The organism is Actinomadura sp. 3N407, assembly GCF_052245875.1.
In the GTDB taxonomy this organism is placed as follows: domain Bacteria; phylum Actinomycetota; class Actinomycetes; order Streptosporangiales; family Streptosporangiaceae; genus Spirillospora.
The window spans coordinates 202,504-222,478 of sequence record NZ_JBQQBP010000018.1 but is presented as its reverse complement, the minus strand read 5'-3'; the positions used below and the strand labels follow the sequence as shown (position 1 = coordinate 222,478).

Genomic DNA, 19,975 nt, shown 5'->3' with positions numbered 1-19,975 from the left:
CGGCGGGGGCGGCCGCCGGTGGGGGGGGCCGCCGCGCCGGTGTCAAGGTGTGGATCGCGTTACAGGTACTGGCCGGTGTTGGCGACGGTGTCGATGGACCGGCCGGCTTCGGAGCCCTTGGTTCCGGAGACGAGGGTGCGGATGTAGACGATCCGTTCGCCCTTCTTGCCGGAGATGCGGGCCCAGTCGTCGGGGTTGGTGGTGTTGGGCAGGTCTTCGTTCTCGCTGAACTCGTCGACGCAGGCGGCGAGGAGGTGGTTGACTCGCAGGCCTTTCTGGCCGGTGTCGAGGAATTGCTTGATGGCCATCTTCTTGGCGCGGTCGACGATGTTCTGGATCATTGCTCCGGAGTTGAAGTCCTTGAAGTAGAGGACTTCCTTGTCGCCGTTGGCGTAGGTGACCTCCAGGAAGCGGTTCTCCTCGGTTTCGGTGTACATGCGTTCGACGGTGCGCTGGATCATGGCCTCGACGGTGGCGTCTTCGGAGCTGCCGTGTTCCTTGAGGTCGTCGGGGTGGAGCGGGAGGCCGCCGAGGATGTACTTGGAGAAGATGTCCTTGGCCGCTTCGGCGTCGGGGCGTTCGATCTTGATTTTGACGTCGAGGCGGCCGGGGCGCAGGATCGCGGGGTCGATCATGTCTTCGCGGTTGGAGGCGCCGATGACGATGACGTTCTCCAGGCCTTCGACGCCGTCGATCTCGCTGAGCAACTGCGGGACGATGGTGTTCTCGACGTCGGAGGAGACTCCGGATCCGCGGGTGCGGAAGATGGAGTCCATCTCGTCGAAGAAGACGATGACGGGGGTTCCGGCGGAGGCCTTTTCACGGGCGCGCTGGAAGACCAGGCGGATGTGGCGTTCGGTTTCGCCGACGTACTTGTTGAGCAGTTCGGGGCCCTTGATGTTGAGGAAGAAGCTCTTGCCCTCCTGCCCGGTCTTTTCTGCGACCTGTTTGGCGAGGGAGTTGGCGACGGCCTTGGCGATGAGCGTTTTTCCGCATCCGGGGGGTCCGTAGAGGAGGACGCCCTTGGGCGGCCGGAGTTGGTGTTCGCGGAAGAGGTCGGCGTGCAGGTAGGGAAGTTCCACGGCGTCGCGGATCATTTCGATCTGTGAGCCGAGGCCGCCGATCTCGTTGTAGGAGATGTCGGGGACCTCTTCGAGGACGAGTTCTTCGACCTCGGCCTTGTGGATCTTCTCGTAGGCGTATCCGGACCGGGGTTCGAGCATGAGGGAGTCGCCGGCGCGGAGGGGGACTCCGCGCAGGGGTTCGGCGAGTTTGACGACGCGTTCCTCGTCGGCGTGCGCGATGACGAGGGCGCGTTGGCCGTCGTCGAAGAGTTCCTTGAGCATGACGACTTCGCCCTGCTCTTCGAACTTGAGTGCTTCGACGACGTTGAGGGCCTCGTTGAGCATGACCTCTTGGCCGCGTTGGAGTTCCTCGACGTCCACGGCGGGGCTGACGTTGACGCGGAGTTTGCGTCCGCCGGTGAAGATGTCGATGGTTCCGTCGTCGCGGGCTTCGAGGAAGACTCCGAATCCGGATGGTGGTTGTGCGAGCCTGTCGACCTCCTCCTTGAGCGCCACGATCTGTTCGCGAGCCTCTTTGAGGGTCGCTACGAGACGCTCGTTCTGACCGGTTACGGCGGCCAGGTTGGCCTGTGCCTCATGGAGGCGTTCTTCCAGCACACGTACTTGGCGCGGGGATTCCGCGAGCTTTCGGCGCAGCACGGAGATCTCCTCCTCCAGGAAGGAGATCTGCGTTTGGAGGTCCCTGACCTCCTTTTCGTGCTGCGCCTTGCGCGCCCCAGCATCGTCACGAGCGGCCACGCCCCGTCACCTCCTCACGAAGAGAGCCGACGACCTACTGAGACCCTACCTATCTGGAGGGCTTCCGTAACCTGCCCATTCGGTGTTCGTGTCGTGCGGGGGTGTTCGGGGAGGGTTGGGAGGGGTGCTGCGGGGTGGGGGGTTACGGGGCCTGGACCTGGGGGTTCGTGGTTTCGGGCGGGTCGTTGCGGGGGGTTTGCCGATTTCGGTGGTGTGTGGGTGGGACACGGGTGTGTCGGACCGGTGCCGGGTGGTCGCGGGCGGGGTGTGATCTATGCCTCGGTGGGGTGGCCGGGCGTGGCGTCGTCGTGGGGGGCGGTGACGGCGGGTGCGGGGTGGGCGCCTTTGGCGGGGCGGCGGCGGCGGGTGGGCGGGGTGACGCCGTCGGCGAGGCGGCGGGCGGTGACGAGGAAGCCGGTGTGGCCGATCATGCGGTGGTCGGGGCGGACGGCGAGGCCGTCGACGTGCCAGGTGCGGAGCATGGTCTCGAAGGCGTGGGGTTCGGCGAAGTTGCCGTGGGCGCGGAGGTCTTCGACGATGCGGGACATCTGGGTGGTGGTGGCGATGTAGGCGCAGAGGATGCCGCCGGGGATGAGGGCTTTGGCGGCGGGGTCGAGGCATTCCCAGGGGGCGAGCATGTCGAGGACGACGCGGTCGATCTCGGTTTCGGCGAGGGTGTGTTCGAGGGCGCCGACGGTGAGGCGCCAGGCGGGGTGGGGGCCGCCGAAGAATTTTTCGACGTTGGTGCGGGCGATGTCGGCGAAGTCGGGGCGGCGTTCGTAGGAGGACAGGAGGCCGTGTTCGCCGACGGCGCGGAGGAGGAAGCAGCTGAGGGCGCCGGATCCGGCGCCGGCTTCGATGACGCGGGCGCCGGGGAAGATGTCGGCGGTGGCGATGATCTGGGCGGCGTCCTTGGGGTAGACGACGGCGGCGCCGCGGGGCATGCGGAGGGTGTAGTCGGTGAGGAGGGGGCGGAAGGCGAGGTATTCGGTGCCGCCGGTGGTGCGGTAGACGGTGCCTTCGGGGCTGCCGATGATGGCGTCGTGGGGGACGGAGCCCTTGTGGGAGTGGTACTGCTTGCCGGGTTGGAGGGTGATGGTGTTGATGCGGCCTTTGGTGTCGGTGAGCTGAACCTGGTCTCCGGGCCGGAACGGGCCGTGGGGGATGCGGCCGGGCGTGGGTGTGGGGCCGTTCGGCTGGGGTTCGCTCATGGGGGTCAAGGCTAGCGGCGGGCTGGGGTGGGGCCGACGGGCGGCCGGGTCGCGCGGGTGGGGGGCGGGGGGTGGTTCAGAAGCCGGTGAAGGCCTGGTCGACGTCGGCGACGGCGAGGACGCCGTAGACGCGGCCGTCGGGTTCGACGAGGAGGTATTCGGAGGCGGGGGCGCGGCGGAGGGCGTCGATGAGGTCTTCGCCGGAGATGTCGGCGGGGAGGGTGAGGTCGTCGTCGATGCCGCGGGACAGGTCGCCGGCGCTGACCCAGGGGCGGCGGTGTTCGGGGGTGGCGGTGACGGCCTTTTCGTTGACGAGGCCGAGGGGGCGGCCGTCGTGGTCGGCGATGACGATGGCGCCGGCGTGGTCGTGGTGGGCGCGGCGGATGGCTTCGGCGAGGGGGACGTCGGCGGTGACGAGGGTGGCGCGGCGGGCGAGGCGCCGGGCGGCGAGGAGGGGGATGCGGTCGCGGACGTGTTCGGCGCGGATGGCCTGGGTGGCGCCGACCCAGATGAAGGAGGCGACGAGGGCGGACCATAGGAGGGCGAGCCAGCCGATGCCGGTGTCGTCGTCGCCGGTGCCGGTTCCGTAGGTGGCGAGGTAGGCGCCGGCGACGAGGCAGGCGAGGGCGACGCCGCGGCCGACCCAGCCGGCGATGATGCCCCCGTTGCGGCTGTGTCCGGTGGCTTTCCAGACGGCGGCGCGGACGAGGCGTCCGCCGTCGAGGGGGAGGCCGGGCAGGAGGTTGAAGACGCCGACGAGGAGGTTGGCGAAGGTGAGGGCGTCGACGAGGAGGAGGGCGACGTCGGGGAGGGGGACGAGGGCGTGGGTGAGGAGGCCGAGTCCGGCGAGTGCGAGGTTGACGAGGGGGCCGGCGAAGGCGATGAGGAATTCGCGGCCGGGGGTGGGGGCTTCGCGTTCGATGGCGGTTTCGCCGCCGAGGACGTGGAGGGTGACGGAGCGGACGGGGAGGCGGAAGGCGCGGGCGGTGACGGCGTGGCTGAGTTCGTGGATGAAGACGGAGCCGTAGAGCAGGACGGCGTAGGTGAAGGCGACGAGGTAGCTGAGGGGGCGTTCGACGACGTCGTGGACTTGTCCTTCGAACATGACGGTGATGAGCGCGGCGACGAGGAACCAGCTGGGTGAGACGTAGACGGGGATGCCGAAGGGGCGGCCCATGAGGAGGCCGGGGCGTGGGGTGCGGCCGTTGTCGGGGCCGGGGTCCCCGGCGGGCGTCTTTCCCTGGGTCGGGGGCGCGCTGTGTGTCACGTGACCGATGCTACGGCCCCGGTCGGGCGGATCGGCCGGTGGTGGGCGGGTTGCGGTGTGGCGGGTGCGGGTTTTCGTCGGGGGTGTCGCCTAGTGTGCTGTGCCATGACGACGACCGAGGCGGGTAGTGCTGCGTCCGTTCCGTCCGGGGGCGGCGGCGCCGGTGGCGGGGGTGCCGGTGGCGGGGATGCCGGGAGTGCGGGGGGTGTGGCGGTGGTGGGGTCGTTGTCGCCGTCGCGTGCGGGCGATTTCATGACGTGTCCGCTGCTGTACCGGTTCCGGGTGATCGACCGGTTGCCGGAGCGGCCGAGTGCGGCGGCGGCGCGGGGGACGCTGGTGCACGCGGTGCTGGAGCGGTTGTTCGATCTTCCGCGGGGTGGGCGGACGGCGGAGGCGGCGGTGGAGCTGCTGGGGCCGCAGTGGGAGCGGCTGCTGGCGGAGGAGCCGGAGCTGGCGGAGTTGTTCGCGGAGGGCGACGCGGGGGACGCGGAGCGGGCGGAGTGGCTGGGCCAGGCGCGGCGGATGGTGGAGCGGTATTTCACGCTGGAGGATCCGCGGCGGCTGGAGCCGGCGGAGCGTGAGCTGTTCGTGGAGACGGTGCTGGATTCGGGGTTGAAGCTGCGGGGTTACATCGACCGGGTGGATGTGGCGCCGGGCGGTGATGTGCGGATCGTGGACTACAAGACGGGGACGGCGCCGCGGGCGGATTTCGAGGCGCGGGCGTTGTTCCAGATGAAGTTCTACGCGCTGGTGCTGTGGCGGTTGCGGGGGCGGGTTCCGCGGCTGCTGCAGCTGATGTATCTGGGTAACGGCGAGGTTCTGCGGTACGAGCCGGATGAGGCGGATCTGCGGGCGACGCAGCGGAAGGTTGAGGCGCTGTGGCAGGCGATCCGGCGGGCGATGGACACCGGGGAGTGGCGGCCGCGGGCGGGGCGGCTGTGCGACTGGTGTGATCACAAGGAGCGGTGCCCGGAGTTCGGGGGTACTCCCCCGCCGTTGCCGGTGGCGCCGGTGCCGCGGCCGTCTCCGGCGGATCTGGAGGGTGCGGCGGGGCCGGGCGGCGCCGCGCGGGAGTGCGACGATCTGTAGCGGTGCGGTGACGGCGGGGAGTCGGCGGTGCGCCTGGTGTGGGGTGCGGCCGGGTGTGTCCTCCTTGGGGAGGACTGCGGATCCGCGTTCAGGAGGGGCCGCGGCCTGGTGTGACCTCCTAGGGTGAGAGGCGTGTCACCCCGCATCCGTGGTCTTCGTGCCTTTCGCGCCTGGTTGAAGGCGCGTCCTCAGGCGGCCGACGCGTTGCTCGCGTTGGGTCTGCTGGTGGTGGGGCTGCCGCAGCTGTTCCTGGAGGAGCTTCCGGAGGGCGCGGATTACGACCAGTTCCGGGCTCCGGATCTGTGGAGCGGGCTGCTGGTCGTCGCGGTGGCGATGTCGCTGACGTGGCGGCGGCGTCATCCGCTGCAGGTGCTGATGTTCATCATCGGGGGCGAGCTGGTGATGGCGGTGGCGGGGTATCCGCCGGCGGTGCCGGACGTGGTGGCGTTCCTGATCGCGGTGTACAGCGTGGCGGCGCATCGGGGGCTGGCGCAGAGCGCGCTGGGCGGCCTGGCGGGGTTCGTCTATTTCCTGGTGTATCTGATGCTGCTGCTGCCGGTGTCGACGTCGCTGCCGGTGATGGTGACGGATTGTGCGCTGGTGGTGGGGGTGTGGGTGCTGGGCCGGAACCTGCGGCTGCGGCGGGCGTATTTCGCGGAGCTGGAGGACCGGGCGGCGCGGCTGGAGCGGGCGCGGGGCACCGACGCGCGGGCGGCGCGGATCGAGGAGCGGTCGCGGATCGCGCGGGAGCTGCACGATGTGGTGGCGCATCATGTGAGCGTGATGACGGTGCAGGCGGGGGCGGCGCGGCGGATCATCGACCGGGACGCGGGCAGCGCGCGGGAGGCGATGTCGACGATCGAGGAGGTCGGGCGGACGGCGCTGAGCGAGATGCGGCGGATCGTGGGGGTGCTGCGGACCGACCGGGACGTCGAGCAGGCGGGCCGGGAGCTGGCGCCGCAGCCGGGCCTGGGCGATCTCGGAGAGCTGCTGGATCATGTGCGGGAGACGGGCCTGTCGGTGCAGCTGTGGATCGAGGGTGAGGCGCGGCCGCCGTCGCCGGGGGTGGACGTGGCGGCGTTCCGGCTGATCCAGGAGGCGCTGACGAACACGCTGAAGCATGCGGGGCCGCAGGCGCGGGCGTGGGTGCGGCTGTACTACGGGGATCGTGATCTGACGGTGGAGATCGAGGACGACGGGCGCGGGACGGTGACGTTCATGGCGGACAACGAGGACAACCAGGGGCATGGCCTGGTCGGGATGTACGAGCGGGTGGCGCTGTACGGTGGCGAGTTGAGGATCGGGCCGCGGGTCGGCGGCGGGTTCGGTGTGCGGGCGCGGTTCCCGCTGGAGGCGTGAGTCCGCGGCAGGCCGTAGGTTGGGCGGGATCACCGTAGGTTGGGCGGATCGCCGTAGTTCGGGCGGAGCGTCGTGAGGCGAGGAGCGGGGACGATGAAGCGACGGGGACACCGGGCGGGCGGGGCGCAGCGATGAGCGCGGTGCGGGTGCTGCTCGTCGATGACCAGCCGCTGCTGCGGACCGGGTTCCGGCTCATCCTGGAGGCCGAGACCGACATCGCGGTGGTGGGTGAGGCCGGGGACGGCGCGGTGGCGGTGGAGCTGACGCGGTCGCTGCTGCCGGACGTGGTGCTGATGGACATCCGGATGCCGGGGGTCGACGGGATCGAGGCGACCCGGCGGATCGTCCGGGACGGCGCGGCGTCGCACGATCCGCGGGTGCTGATCCTGACGACGTTCGATCTGGACGAGTACGTGATCGAGGCGGTGCGGGCGGGGGCGAGCGGGTTCCTGCTGAAGGACTCGCCGCCGGAGGATCTGGTGACGGCGATCCGGATCGTGGCGGCGGGTGACGCGATCGTGGCGCCGAGCGTGACGCGGCGGCTGCTGGACCGGTTCGCGTCGCGGCTGCCGGCGGTGCGGGACCAGTCGCCGCCGCCGGGGCTGGACACGCTGACCGAGCGTGAGCGCGAGGTGCTGTCGCATGTGGCGCGGGGCCAGTCGAACGCGGAGATCGCGGCGGAGCTGGTGGTCAGCGAGACGACGGTGAAGACGCATGTGGGGAACGTCCTGGCGAAGCTGGGGCTGCGGGACCGGGTGCAGGCGGTCGTGTACGCGTACGAGACGGGTTTGAGCCGGCCCGGGCAGACCTGACGCGGAAGGCGGCCGGGCGGAGCCGGCGGGAACTTTCTGGGCAGTGCAGGCGGGGCCGCCCGTTCGGCGGCGGCGTGCGGGTCGGGGTCCGACCCTGAGATGACCCTGTCTTCGGGAAGGAGACGTCTACTCCGGTAGGACGACCGGAGGGGCGCGTCTCCTGCCCTGGGGGGACGGCGAAGTCCGTTCCTGGGGTGCATCACAGGAGGTCGCCTGGCTTCTACTGTTTTGTACGTCGGATCGCCGGGGGCATCGCGTGATCCGGACCTGTTCCTGCTCACTCACATTCGGGAGTTTCACGTGACGAACACCGCCCCATCGACCGCCGGCGCGCAGACCGTGCCCGGGGCGGGCGACTTCGCCGCACGGACCCGGCAGATCGCGAAGGTGTACGGGCGCGGCGACGCCCAGGTCGTCGCGCTCGACGGTGTCACGGTCGGCATTCCCCGCGGCCGGTTCACGGCGATCATGGGTCCGTCCGGGTCCGGGAAGTCGACCCTCATGCACTGCATGGCGGGTCTGGACTCGGTGGACTCCGGGGAGGTGTTCATCGGCGACACCGAGCTGACCCGGCTGAAGGACAAGCAGCTCACGCGGCTGCGCCGCGACAAGGTCGGTTTCATCTTCCAGGCGTTCAACCTGGTGCCGACGCTGACGGCGCTGGAGAACATCACGCTGCCGATGGACATCGCGGGCCGCAGGCACGACCGCGAGTGGCTGGACACGGTGATCGACACGGTGGGGCTGCGGCCGCGGCTGAAGCACCGCCCGTCGGAGCTGTCGGGCGGGCAGCAGCAGCGGGTGGCGTGCGCCCGCGCCCTGGCCGCCCGCCCGGAGATCATCTTCGCGGACGAGCCGACGGGGAACCTGGACTCGCGGTCCGGCGCGGAGGTGCTGGGGTTCCTGCGGGACTCGGTGCGGCGGATGGGCCAGACGATCGTGATGGTGACGCATGACCCGACGGCGGCGGCGTACGCCGACCAGGTGCTGTTCCTGACCGACGGGCAGATCGTCGACACGATGGCGGGCCCGACGGCCGAGCGGGTGCTGGAGCGGATGAAGGGCTTCGAGTCGGGCGCCGGCCCGGCCGCCGACGCGCCGGGCGCGCAGGGGCCGGGGGTCGCGGCGCGATGATGGGCAAGGTCACGCTCCGCAACCTCGCGGCGCACAAGATCAGGCTGGTGCTGACGGCCGTCGCGGTGATCCTCGGCGTGGCGTTCGTGGCCGGGACGCTGATCTTCACCGACAGCATGAACAAGCGGTTCGACGAGGTGTTCAGCAGCATCGGCGAGGACATCGCCGTCGACGTCCGGGCGAAGAAGGTCGTGGGCGGCGGCGACGACGGCATGTCGGCGCAGCCGGTGCCGGCGTCGGTGCTGGAGACCCTCAAGGGCGTGGACGGGGTCAAGGACCCGATCGGGAACGTCACCGGGTACGCGGCGGTCGTCGGCAAGGACGGCGAGATTGTCGGGACGCCGCAGAACGGCCCGCCGCAGCTCGGCGTGAACTGGACGAGCAGCGGGTTCTTCGAGCTCACGTCCGGTCGCGCGCCGCAGGGCCCGGCCGAGGTCGTCGTCGACGAGGCGACCGCCGAGAGCGGCGGGCTGGCCGTCGGCGACACCACCCAGGTCATCACGGCCGGGCCGCCGCAGCGGATGAAGATCGTCGGGCTGGCCGACACCGGGAACATGATGGGCACGACCATCACCGCGTTCGACACCCCGACGGCGCAGAAGCTGCTGCTGAAGCCCGGCTACTTCAGCGACATCGAGATGGGCTCGGCGGGCCCGTCGGAGGAGGAGCTGCGCGACCGCGTCGCGCGGGTCCTGCCGCAGAACCTGGAGGCGATCACGGGGACGGAGCTGCGCGAGGACGCGCAGAGCGACGTCGCGGAGATGATGGGCTTCTTCCGGACGTTCCTGCTCGCGTTCGCGCTGATCTCGATCTTCGTCGGGGCGTTCATCATCTTCAACACGTTCTCGATGCTGGTGGCGCAGCGGACCCGTGAGCTGGCGCTGCTGCGCGCGATCGGCGCGGCCCGCGCGCAGGTGACGCGGGCGGTGATCGGTGAGGCCGTCGCGGTCGGGATCGTCGGGTCCACGCTCGGGCTGGCGGCCGGGGCGGGGCTGGCGTCGCTGCTGCAGACGCAGATGGGCGACGCCGGTGAGGGCGGCCTGACGTTCACCGCGACGCCGGTGATCTGGTCGTACGTGGTCGGGATCGTGGTGACGGTCGTGTCGGCGTACTTCCCGGCGCGCCGCGCGGCGAAGATCCCGCCGGTGGCGGCGATGCGCGACGACGTGGCGCTGCCGCAGCGGTCGATGCGGATCCGCATCGCGCTCGGTTCGCTGCTGACCGCCGTCGGGGCGGGCCTCATCGGCCTCGGCCTCGCGGGTGACGCCGGGAACCCGGCGATCCCCGTCGGCGCGGGCGCGTTCGCGGTGTTCATCGGGGTCGCGATGCTCGCGCCGGTGATCAGTGTGCCGGTGCTGCGGGTGCTGGGGGCGCCGGGGGCGCGGCTGATGGGGTCGCCGGGGCGGCTCGCGCGGCAGAACGCGCTGCGCAACCCGCGCCGCACCGCCGCGACCGCCGCGGCGCTGATGATCGGCCTGGCGCTGATCACCACGGTGAACGTGCTGGGGGCGACGATGCGGGCGTCGATCGACGAGCAGGTCAACGCGCAGTTCGGCGCGGACTACCTGGTGCAGTCGCAGGGCGCCGGCGGCGTGAACGCCGAGGCGCAGCGGAAGATCCAGGGCACTCCCGGGGTGGTGACGGCGTCGCCCACCTACGACGGCGAGGTCAAGATCGACGGCAAGGACGTGTTCTATGTGGCGGGTGACGCGCGGGTGCTCACCGAGGCCGCCCGGCTGAAGATCGTGTCGGGGAGCGCCACCACCGGCCCGGCCGCGATCATGGTGGACGAGGACACCGCGAAGGACCGCGGCTGGAAGGTCGGGGCGGTGGTGCCCGTCCAGTTCCCCGACGGGAAGACCGAGCGGCTCACGCTGACCGGCGTGTACGCCAAGAGCGACCTGATCGGGCCGCGGCTGCTGTCGCCGCAGGCGCATCTGAAGCACACGCTGAAACCGGCCGTGTCCATCATGGTGGTCGACACCGCCGCGGCGGACGCCGCGACGAGGACGGCGCTGGAGGCGGCGCTGGCGGGCTACCCGAACCTGGAGGTCGCCGACCAGGCGTCGCTGAAGGAGGACGCCCGCGCCGAGGTCGACGGGTTCGTGACGTTCCTGACGATCCTGCTGATCATGTCGGTGATCATCGCGGCCGTCGGTGTGATCAACACGCTGGCGCTGTCGGTGATCGAGCGGACCCGGGAGATCGGGCTGCTGCGCGCGATCGGGATCTCCCGGCGGCAGCTGCGCCGCATGATCCGGCTGGAGTCCATCATGATCGCGGTGTTCGGGGCGGTGCTCGGGATGGGCATCGGGATCGCGTTCGGCGCGGCGCTGCAGAACGCGCTCGCCGACGAGGGCCTCGGCGTCCTCGCCATCCCGTACGGGACGCTCGTCGTCTACCTGGTGGTGGCCGCGGTGATCGGTGTGCTGGCGGCGCTGTGGCCGGCGTGGCGGGCCGGGCGCATGGACGTCCTGAAGGCCATCTCCACCGAGTGACCCGCCCGCCGTGCCGCCGGAAACCCCGGCGGCACGGCGGTAGGACGGCACGGCGGTAGGACGGCACGGCGGTAGGACGGCACGGCGGTAGGACGGCACGGCGGTAGGACGGCACGGCGGCACGCCGCGGCGGGTGCGCGCGCAAAGACCCGGTCCCCTCGGGTGAGGAGGGGGCCGGGTCTTTCCGGTGCGGGAGGCGCGCCGGGGGGGAAGGTCCGGCGGGCGCCCTACTCCGCGGACTCGGAGCCGGGCTCGGGGTCGGGCTCGGGGTCGTCGGCCGGGGCCTTGCCGAGCGTCACCGCGGCCTTGGCGACCGCGTCGGTCGCGCTGACCGTGGTGTTCTCCGGGAAATGGCACGCGGCCAGGTGGCCAGGGCTGAGCTCCATCAGCGGCGGCTCGACCTGCTTGCAGATCTCCTGCGCCTTCCAGCAGCGGGTGTGGAAGCGGCAGGCCGGCGGCGGGTCCAGCGGGCTCGGCACGTCGCCCTGCAGCCGGATCCGCTTGCGGTCGTCGCGTTCGCTCGGGTCCGGGATCGGCACCGCCGACAGCAGCGCGTTGGTGTAGGGGTGCATGGGCCGCTGGTACACGTCCGCCCGGTCCGCCACCTCGACGATCTTGCCGAGGTACATGACGGCGACGCGGTCGGAGATGTGCCGCACCACCGACAGGTCGTGCGCGATCACCACGTAGGTGAGGTCGAGCTCGTCCTGCAGGTCCTCCAGCAGGTTCACGACCTGCGCCTGCACCGACACGTCCAGCGCCGACACCGGCTCGTCCGCGATGATCAGCTTCGGCTTGAGGGCGAGGGTGCGGGCGATCCCGATGCGCTGCCGCTGCCCGCCGGAGAACTCGTGCGGGTAGCGGTTGTAGTGCTCGGGGTTCAGCCCGACCAGCTCCAGGATCTCCTGGACGGCCTTCTTGACGCCCTGCTTGGCCTCGATGTTCTGCAGCCGGAACGGGGCCCCGACGATCGCGCCGACCGTCTTGCGCGGGTTCAGCGACGAGTACGGGTCCTGGAAGATCATCTGGAGGTCGCGGCGGAGCGGCCGGAGCCGGCCCTGCGACATCCGGGTGATGTCCTCGCCCTCGAAGGTGATCTTCCCGAAGCTCGGGTCCAGCAGCCTCATGATCATCCGGCCGGTGGTGGACTTGCCGCAGCCCGACTCCCCCACCAGCCCGAGCGTGTCGCCCTTGCGGACCGAGAACGACACGCCGTCGACGGCCTTGACCGCCGCGACCTGCCGGCGCAGCAGCCCCGCGGTGACGGGGAAGTGCTTGCCGAGATTGTCCACCTCCAGCAGCACCTCGCCGTTCTCGCGCGAACGGGGCTCCTCCGCAGGGGTCTTCGATGTGCTCACAGTCTCGTTACCACCCGTGCTCGTCACAGCTTCGGCCGGATCTCGTCGGTCCAGATCTCCCGCCGCCTGCCCAGCGGGAGATGGCACGCCGCCTTGTGGCCCGGCTCGACCTCGACCAGCTCCGGCCGATCGGCCTCGCTCTTGCCGTCGTTCAGGTCCTTGTAGGGGCAGCGCGGATGGAACGCGCACCCGGACGGCACGTTGATCAGGCTCGGCGGCGTCCCGACGATGGGCATCAGCCGCTCGGACCGCTCGCGGTCCAGCCGGGGCATCGAGCCGAGCAGCCCCCACGTGTAGGGGTGCAGCGGCCGGTGGAAGGTGTCGTCCACCGTCGCCTGCTCGACGGAGCGGCCGGCGTACATCACCAGGATGTCGTCGGCGAGCTCCGCGACCACCCCGAGATCGTGGGTGATCATGATGACGGCGGAGTTGAACTCCTGCTGCAGGTCCCGGATCAGGTCCAGGATCTGCGCCTGGACGGTGACGTCCAGCGCCGTCGTCGGCTCGTCGGCGATCAGCAGCTCCGGGTCGCACGACAGCGCCATCGCGATCATCGCGCGCTGCCGCATGCCGCCGGAGAACTGGTGCGGGTAGTCGTCGACCCGCTGGTCGGGCCTGGGGATGCCGACCTTGCCGAGCATGTCGATGGCGTGCTTGCGCGCGACCTGCTTGGACACGTCGTTGTGCACCCGGTAGGCCTCGATGATCTGCTTGCCGACCGTGTAGAACGGGTGCATCGACGACAGCGGGTCCTGGAAGATCATCGCCATGTGGCGGCCGCGGAGGCGGCGGACCTCGCCCTGCGAGGCGCCGACGAGCTCCTTGCCGTCCAGCCAGATCTCGCCGGACACCTTGGCGTTGCGCTTGTTGTGCAGGCCCAGGATGCCGAGGCTCGTGACGCTCTTGCCCGAGCCGGACTCCCCCACGATCCCGAGCGTGCGGCCGCGTTCCAGCTGGAACGACAGCCCGTCGACCGACCTGACCAGGCCGTCGTCGGTCGGGAAGTGGATCTTCAGGTCGCGGACCTCGAGGAACGCCGTGGGAGCCTCGCGGTCGCCCGCGGTCTTCGCGGCCGGCGCGGTGCCGGTCATCAGCCCAGCCTCACTCTCGGGTCGACGATGGCGTACAGAAGGTCGACGATCAGGTTGATCACCACGATGGAGGTGGCGGTGATCAGCGTGACGCCGAGCACCATGGGCAGGTCGCCGCTGCGGATCGAGCCGATCGCGAGCTGGCCCAGCCCGGGGATGCCGAAGGTGTTCTCGGTCAGCACGGCGCCGCCCAGCAGCAGGCCGAGGTCGAGGCCGAAGACGGTCAGGATCGGCGTCAGCGACGCGCGCAGCGCGTGCTTGGTGACGACGGTCTTCTCCGGCAGCCCCTTGGCGCGGGCGGTGCGGATGTAGTCCTCGTTCATCGTCTCCAGCATGCCCGCTCTGGTGAGGCGCGCGTACATCGCGGCGTACAGGAACGCCAGGGTGACCCAGGGCAGCACCAGCGACTGGAACCACGTCACGGGATTCTCCGTGATGGGGTTGTAGCTGCCGCCGCCCGGGAAGATCTTGAGGGTGTAGGAGAACAGCGCGAGCGACACCAGCCCGGTGAAGTAGATGGGCAGCGACACGCCGCTCAACGCGATGATCATCGCGGTCCTGTCCCAGAGGGTCCCTCTTCGCAGTGCCGAGATGACGCCGGTGGTGATGCCACCGGCCAGCCAGATGACCGCGGCTCCGGCGGCGAGCGACACGGTCGCCGGGGCGCGGTCCATGAGCGTCTGCAGCACCGGCTGGCTGCTGCGGAACGAGTACCCGAGGCACGGCGCCGGGCAGTGGTCGGTGACCGGGCCGGCCTTGTAGTCCTTGCCGACCACGATGGCCTTGAGGTAGTTCCCGTACTGCACGACGACCGGGTCGTCGAGGCCGAGACGCTCCTTGGTGTCCTCGATGGCCTCCTGGCTCGGCGCTTTGCCGACGTACGCGGCCGCGAGCTGGTCGGTCGTCTGCCCCGCCAGCTTCGGCAGCCAGAAGAAGATGCCGAAGGTCACCAGGCTGACCAGCAGCAACATGATGACGGCACCGATCAGGCGCCGGATGATGTATGGGAACACATTACGCGGCCCCACCCGCCGGCCGGCCGGACCTGTAGGTCCGGGCCCGGCCGGCGGGCGTCGCCTTCACCTGCCTTCAGAAGGACGCATGGACGAGCGGAACCCTTACTCCACGCCCATGTTGAGGTAGTCGTACATGCCGCCGTAGGCGAGGGTGATCCCGGCGTTGGTGACGCGCTCCGGCCGGTACATCAGCGCCTTGGCGTACACGAGCGGAACCTGCGTCGCCGACTGCATGACCATCTTGTCGACCTCGCCATAGATCTTCAGGCGGGCCGCCTTGTCGGTGTTGGCGATGGCGTCGTCCAGCGCCTTGTTGATCTTCGGGTCGTCCAGCTCGGCGAGGTTGGTGCCGCCGGACGGCTTGATGGCGTCGCCGTGCACGATCTGCGCGAGGAAGCCGTAGCCGGTCGGCCAGTCCGCCGCCCACGCCATGATCATCATGCCGACGCCGTGCTCGTGGACGTAGTCCGGCACGCCGACGTACTTGTTGAAGTAGTCACCGGCGGGCCACTGGACGATCTCGGTCTCGATGCCGACCTTCTTCAGGCTCTGCTGGATCGCCTGGGCCATCGCGACTTCCTTCGGCCGGTCGGACCGGGCCGAGATCTTCGTCTTGAAGCCGTCCGGCTGGCCGCAGGCCTGCAGCTCCTGCTTGGCCTTGTCGAGGGTCGCCTGGTCGAGGCCGCCGTTCTCGGCCTGCTTCTGCGGGAACAGGTCGAACTTGGTGTAGCCGTCGACGGTCGGGGGCAGCACGGTGGTGGCCACGTCACCGCCGGCCAGCGGGCCGCCGTAGGCGGTCTGCGCGGCGACCTTGTCGGTCGCGTACTGCACCGCGTTGCGGCAGTGGACGTTGTCCAGCGGCTTGACGTGGACGTTCAGCGACATGAACCGCAGGAAGCCCTGGATCGGGTTGTCCACGTACGGCTTCTGGTCCTCGGCCAGCACCTTCGGCTGGGTTCCCGACTGCACGCCGACGCCGGAGATGTCCATGTCGAGCGTGCCGGCCAGCAGACGCTGGTCGATGTCGTCGGCGTTCTGCTTGAGCTGGATCTCGATCTTGTCGGGCAGCGCCTTGCGGATCGGGTCCGTGCTCTTGTTCCAGTGCGGGTTGCGCGACAGCGCCATGGACTTGCCGCGCGTGTAGTTGTCGACCTTGTACGGGCCGCTGGAGACGATCGAGTTCTCGTACTTCAGGCCGGTGTCCTTGGCCTTCGGCACGGGCATGGTCTGCGACATCGAGACCAGGTAGTCGAACTCGGCGAACGGCTCCTTCAGGTGGAAGATGATGGTCTGGTCGTCCGGCGTCTCGATGGACTCCAGGCCCTTGTCGCTCTTGTCGTCGTACGGGCCCTTGTACGCGGGGTCGTTGTCGACGAGGTACTGCTTGAAGTACTTCGGCCCGAGCTGCAGCTCCGTGCTGTAGTTGCTGCGCTCGACCGCGTACTTCACGTCCTTGGACGTCACGGTGGTGCCGTCGTCGTACTTGACGCCGGTGCGCAGCTTGTACGTCCAGGTCTTGCCGTCATCGCTGGGCGTCCCGAGGTCGGTCGCCAGGTCGGGGACGACCTCCAGGCTGTCCTTGCCGGCGCCGGGCTTGAACGTGGTCAGCGCGCGGCCGTACTGGCGCGCGATGTTCTGCGAGAACGCGTAGTAGGTGTTGCCGGGGTCGGGGGAGTCGAAGTCGTCGGAGCTGGCGAGCTTGAGCGTGCCGCCCTTCTTGTCCGAGGTGTTGACGACCTCGTTGACGCCGGCGTTGAAGCCGGGCCCGCCGCCTCCGTCATCGGTGTCGCCGCCGCCGCAGGCGGCGAGCCCCGCGGCGGCGACCACACCGGCCGCCAGGACCGCGATTGGTCTCATCTTGTTCATGTGCAGGCGCACCCCTTCAAATAGGCGGGTCGATGAACCCGAGTCACTTGGCCCGAGGGTCGAGAGCGTCCCGCAGCCCGTCACCGAACAGGTTGAAGGCGAGGACGGTGATGAAGATCGCCATACCGGGAATGATCATGTACATCGGGTCCGAGGAGTAGATCGGCACGGCGAGCGTGAGCATGCCGCCCCACGAGGGGGCCGGGGGGATCACGCCGACGCCGAGGAACGACAGGGCCGCCTCGAACAGGATGTTGGTCGGGATCAGCAGGGTCGAGTAGACCAGGATCGGCGCGACCAGGTTCGGCAGGATCTCCTTGAAGAGAATGTAGGAGTTGCGGGCGCCCATGCTGCGCGCCGCGTCGACGAACTCGCGTTCGCGCAGCGACAGCGTCTGGCCCCGGATGATGCGGCCGATGTACGGCCAGTTGAAGAATCCGATGACGATGACCAGCACCGACACGCGGAGCCCGTTGCCGCTCAGCCCGAACGCGCCGTCGGAGACGACGCCGACCAGGGCGATCGCGAACAGCAGCAGCGGGAAGGCCAGGAAGGCGTCCATGGCGCGGCTGATCAGGTAGTCGACCCAGCCGCCGAAGTAGCCGGCGGTGATGCCGAGGATCGTGCCGAGCAGCACCGACATGAGGGTGGCCAGGAACGACACCAGCAGGGAGATCCGGGCGCCGTGCACGATGCGGGCCAGCATGTCTCGGCCGGTGCCCGGTTCGACGCCGAGCCAGTGGTCGGTGCTGATGCCCGAGTGCCAGAAGCCGGACTTGGGCCGGTTGTAGGTCGGGTCGATCAGGTTCTGGTGGTAGGTCAGCGGGTTCTGCACGAAGTACGGGCCGAAGATCGCGATCAGGATCAGCAGGACCACCACGACGGCGCCGGTGAGCGCGACCTTGTCGCGCTTGAGCCGCATCCAGGCGATCTGCCCGAGGGAGCGCCCCTGGATCTTCTTGCGGTCGACACCGGCGAGCACCGATTCCGGTTGCGCCTCGGTGTCGGATCCGCTCACCTCGATGGGTGCGGCCACGCTCCATACCTCCTACCGTCCGGCCACTGGTTCGGCCACGCCGCCGGCGCGGGGCCGGCGGCGGCGGAGATCATCCGCTGCTTCCGTGCGCGTCGCGCCGCGTTCGCTGAAGGGAAAGGTAGCCCTTCGGGCACGACTGTCCATCCGTGAGCCGACCTTCGCCAGTACCCGTATCTGACTTGTGATCTCGTCGTCATCTGGGGAACACGCGCCCGGACACCGCTTCGGACAAATCGCCCGAATAGTACTTTCCGCGCACTACCGGCAGGCACTCCGGGCCGGTCTAGACCGGGAACCTTTACCGTACCGAGTCCGATCCGATATCGATTCTCCGCAGGTCAGCGTCCAGGCACACGAAAACGGCGGGCCGGGTGGCCGGAGGGTCAGGAGATGCCGCGGTCCCGCAGGATCTTCTCGATCTCGGCCATCTCGGGGTCACCGCCGCCCGGCGCGGGCCCCTCCACGGAGCCCTTCGGCTTCGCGGACCGCCCGGCCGCCTTCGGCTCCCCGCCCGCGGCGGCCTCGCCCCCGCCGGCCGAGCCCGCGCGGCGGCTGATCATGGCGCCGGAGGTCATGTAGAGCAGCACGGCCAGCCCCGCCACCGCGACGCCCGCCCACTTGACCGGGCTGAACGCCAGGTCGACGAAGAACTCCGTCACTCCCGTCATCGCCGCCGCCAGCGGCACCAGGGACAGGGCGGCGCCGCGCAGTCCGGTGCCCGCGCCGCGGCGGCGGTAGACCCCCCAGCTGATGACCAGCCCGACCAGGGTCACTCCGAGGCTGATCGCGAAAATGGCTGTGTCGGTCATGCCGGCCCCTCATTCCTTACGGTGATGCCTCACTCCCATGGTCACACGCCCGGGGCCGGTTCCGATCCTCCCGGCGGACGGTTTCCGGACCGGGAGGTCTCCTCCTCCCGCGTGACCCGTCCCCTAGGGACCGCCCCGCGGGTATCAGGCGGCGGCTCCCGTCACGGGCGCGGACCGCCGCCCCTCACGCCACGGCGAACGGCGGCAGTGATCTCAGCGTCGCCAGGCTCACCTCGCGCAGCGACGCGACCACGACGCGGCCCGGCGCGGGCGGGATCGGCAGGACTCCGGGGACCGCGACCGTGACGCAGCCCGCCGCCTCCGCCGCCGCGACACCGTTCGGGGAGTCCTCCAGGACGACGCAGCGGGCGGGGTCGGCGCCGAGCCGGGCGGCCGCGGTGAGGTAGGGCTCCGGGTCGGGCTTGGTCCGCGCCACCTCGTCGCCGGCGACGCTGAGCGCGAAGTGCTCGCGGCCGACCGCGTCCAGCACCGGCTCGATGAGCCTGCGGTGGCTGGAGGACACCAGCGCCGCGGTGACCCCGGCGGCGCGGATCTCGGCGAGCAGGTCCTTGGCGCCGGGCATCATCGGCACGCAGGTGCCGAGCCGCTCGGCCATGCCGTCCAGCATCCGCCGCCCGACCTCTCCGGGGTCGGCGTCCGCGCCGGTCAGCTCCAGCATGTAGCGGACGGCGATGTCCAGGGAGCCGCCGACCAGCCGTTCCTGGTGGGCGGGGCTCCACTCGCCGCCCAGCCAGGCCATGACCTCCGACTCGACCTCCAGCCAGACGCGCTCGGAGTCGATGAGCAGGCCGTCCATGTCGAACAGCACGGCCTGCGGGCCGCCAAGGGTCACGGTGCTCCTTCCTCTTGGACGGGGTGTGCAAAGAGACGGTGACGGATGGGTCACCGGACCGATACCGTGCCACCAGTAAACTACTACCCGGTAAGGAACGGCATGAGCGCGTACCGCATCATCCTCGTCGGCACCGACGGCTCGGACTCCTCGTTCGGCGCGGTCGACCGGGCCGCGCAGCTGGCGGCCTCCACCGGCGCCACCCTGCTGCTCGCCTCCGCCTACAGCCCCATGCCCGAGCGGGAGCGCGCCAGCGCCGCGGACCGGCTCGGGGACCTGGCGTACAAGGTGCAGGGCTCCACCCCGGCCGACGACGCGCTGCGGGCCGCGCGGGAGCGTGCCGTCGCCGCGGGCGCCACCGACATCGACCAGGTCGCCGTCGAGGGCGACGCCGTCGACGTCATCTCCAAGCTGGCCAAGGACCGCGGCGCCGGCCTCGTCGTGATCGGCAACCGCGGGCTGAACAGCCTGGCCGGCCGCCTCCTCGGCTCGGTCCCGGCGAACCTGTCGCACCGGTCCCCCTGCGACGTGCTGATCGTGCACACCACGGACGGCAAGTGACCCGTTACTGAGCCGCGCCCGTCCTCCAGCCCCCGCCCACCGCCATCCAGACGACGAGCTTCGTTCTGCGTTCTGCCGGGGGCGTACAGCGGGGGTCTGCCGCCGGGAGGGTGGGGTAGGCCAAGGGGCAGGACGTAGGCTGGCAGCCACCGATCATGAGCGGGGCCCCGACCCCGGGAATGACGGCCCCCG

The 19,975-nt window shown here is 70.2% G+C and carries 16 protein-coding genes; 6 read left to right on the top strand and 10 right to left on the bottom strand.

The window, feature by feature from the left end; translation table 11 throughout:
* Nucleotides 1-59: 59 nt before the first annotated feature.
* From arc to ACTWPP_RS35685, 3 genes are all read right to left on the bottom strand, one after another.
* The gene (arc, locus tag ACTWPP_RS35695) at nt 60-1,823 is read right to left on the bottom strand and encodes a proteasome ATPase (RefSeq protein ID WP_443108822.1); all 1,764 of its coding nucleotides are present in this window, start codon (nt 1,821-1,823) and stop codon (nt 60-62) included.
* A 272-nt stretch (nt 1,824-2,095) separates the two neighbouring features.
* Nucleotides 2,096-3,034, bottom strand: coding sequence for a tRNA (adenine-N1)-methyltransferase (locus tag ACTWPP_RS35690; protein WP_443108821.1), 939 nt, complete (start codon nt 3,032-3,034; stop codon nt 2,096-2,098).
* A 76-nt stretch (nt 3,035-3,110) separates the two neighbouring features.
* Complete coding sequence (locus tag ACTWPP_RS35685) at nt 3,111-4,301, bottom strand: site-2 protease family protein (protein WP_443108820.1); 1,191 nt, start codon at nt 4,299-4,301, stop codon at nt 3,111-3,113.
* Between the two features lie 207 nt (nt 4,302-4,508).
* On the opposite strand from ACTWPP_RS35685, the gene ACTWPP_RS35680 reads away from it, so the two are divergent.
* The 5 genes from ACTWPP_RS35680 (at nt 4,509) to ACTWPP_RS35660 (ending at nt 11,193) form a co-directional block, all read left to right on the top strand.
* Nucleotides 4,509-5,390 (top strand): RecB family exonuclease, encoded by an 882-nt coding sequence (locus tag ACTWPP_RS35680; protein ID WP_443108833.1) that lies wholly within the window; start codon nt 4,509-4,511, stop codon nt 5,388-5,390.
* A gap of 174 nt (nt 5,391-5,564) precedes the next feature.
* On the top strand, nt 5,565-6,749 hold the full coding sequence (locus tag ACTWPP_RS35675) for a sensor histidine kinase (protein ID WP_443108819.1): 1,185 nt from the start codon (nt 5,565-5,567) through the stop codon (nt 6,747-6,749).
* Between the two features lie 131 nt (nt 6,750-6,880).
* Nucleotides 6,881-7,561 (top strand): response regulator, encoded by a 681-nt coding sequence (locus ACTWPP_RS35670; protein ID WP_443108818.1) that lies wholly within the window; start codon nt 6,881-6,883, stop codon nt 7,559-7,561.
* A 300-nt stretch (nt 7,562-7,861) separates the two neighbouring features.
* Entirely contained in the window at nt 7,862-8,695 is an 834-nt protein-coding gene (locus ACTWPP_RS35665; protein WP_443108817.1) for an ABC transporter ATP-binding protein, read from the top strand.
* Nucleotides 8,692-11,193 carry an ABC transporter permease gene (locus ACTWPP_RS35660; RefSeq protein WP_443108816.1) on the top strand — a complete coding sequence of 834 codons (2,502 nt, stop codon included), beginning with the start codon at nt 8,692-8,694 and terminating at the stop codon, nt 11,191-11,193. The genes ACTWPP_RS35665 and ACTWPP_RS35660 overlap by 4 nt, the downstream gene beginning before the upstream one ends.
* A gap of 227 nt (nt 11,194-11,420) precedes the next feature.
* Here the strand turns inward: ACTWPP_RS35660 and ACTWPP_RS35655 are convergent, their stop codons facing one another.
* The 7 genes from ACTWPP_RS35655 to ACTWPP_RS35625 all read right to left on the bottom strand — a co-directional run bounded on the left by ACTWPP_RS35655 (nt 11,421) and on the right by ACTWPP_RS35625 (nt 19,222).
* Nucleotides 11,421-12,551, bottom strand: a complete 1,131-nt coding sequence (locus tag ACTWPP_RS35655; protein WP_443108815.1) for an ABC transporter ATP-binding protein — start codon at nt 12,549-12,551, stop codon at nt 11,421-11,423.
* A gap of 23 nt (nt 12,552-12,574) precedes the next feature.
* On the bottom strand, nt 12,575-13,642 hold the full coding sequence (locus tag ACTWPP_RS35650; protein WP_443108814.1) for an ABC transporter ATP-binding protein: 1,068 nt from the start codon (nt 13,640-13,642) through the stop codon (nt 12,575-12,577).
* Nucleotides 13,642-14,655, bottom strand: coding sequence for an ABC transporter permease (locus tag ACTWPP_RS35645; RefSeq protein ID WP_443108813.1), 1,014 nt, complete (start codon nt 14,653-14,655; stop codon nt 13,642-13,644). Before ACTWPP_RS35645 ends, ACTWPP_RS35650 begins: the two co-directional genes overlap by 1 nt.
* A gap of 105 nt (nt 14,656-14,760) precedes the next feature.
* Nucleotides 14,761-16,515 (bottom strand): ABC transporter substrate-binding protein, encoded by a 1,755-nt coding sequence (locus ACTWPP_RS35640; protein ID WP_443108812.1) that lies wholly within the window; start codon nt 16,513-16,515, stop codon nt 14,761-14,763.
* 52 nt (nt 16,516-16,567) lie between these two features.
* The gene (locus tag ACTWPP_RS35635; protein WP_443108811.1) at nt 16,568-17,560 is read right to left on the bottom strand and encodes an ABC transporter permease; all 993 of its coding nucleotides are present in this window, start codon (nt 17,558-17,560) and stop codon (nt 16,568-16,570) included.
* A 383-nt stretch (nt 17,561-17,943) separates the two neighbouring features.
* Entirely contained in the window at nt 17,944-18,369 is a 426-nt protein-coding gene (locus tag ACTWPP_RS35630) for a hypothetical protein (protein ID WP_443108810.1), read from the bottom strand.
* Between the two features lie 184 nt (nt 18,370-18,553).
* Complete coding sequence (locus tag ACTWPP_RS35625) at nt 18,554-19,222, bottom strand: HAD family hydrolase (protein WP_443108809.1); 669 nt, start codon at nt 19,220-19,222, stop codon at nt 18,554-18,556.
* A gap of 102 nt (nt 19,223-19,324) precedes the next feature.
* Here ACTWPP_RS35625 and ACTWPP_RS35620 point away from each other — a divergent pair, with 102 nt between their 5' ends.
* Nucleotides 19,325-19,783 (top strand): universal stress protein, encoded by a 459-nt coding sequence (locus ACTWPP_RS35620; RefSeq protein ID WP_443108808.1) that lies wholly within the window; start codon nt 19,325-19,327, stop codon nt 19,781-19,783.
* Nucleotides 19,784-19,975 lie beyond the last annotated feature (192 nt).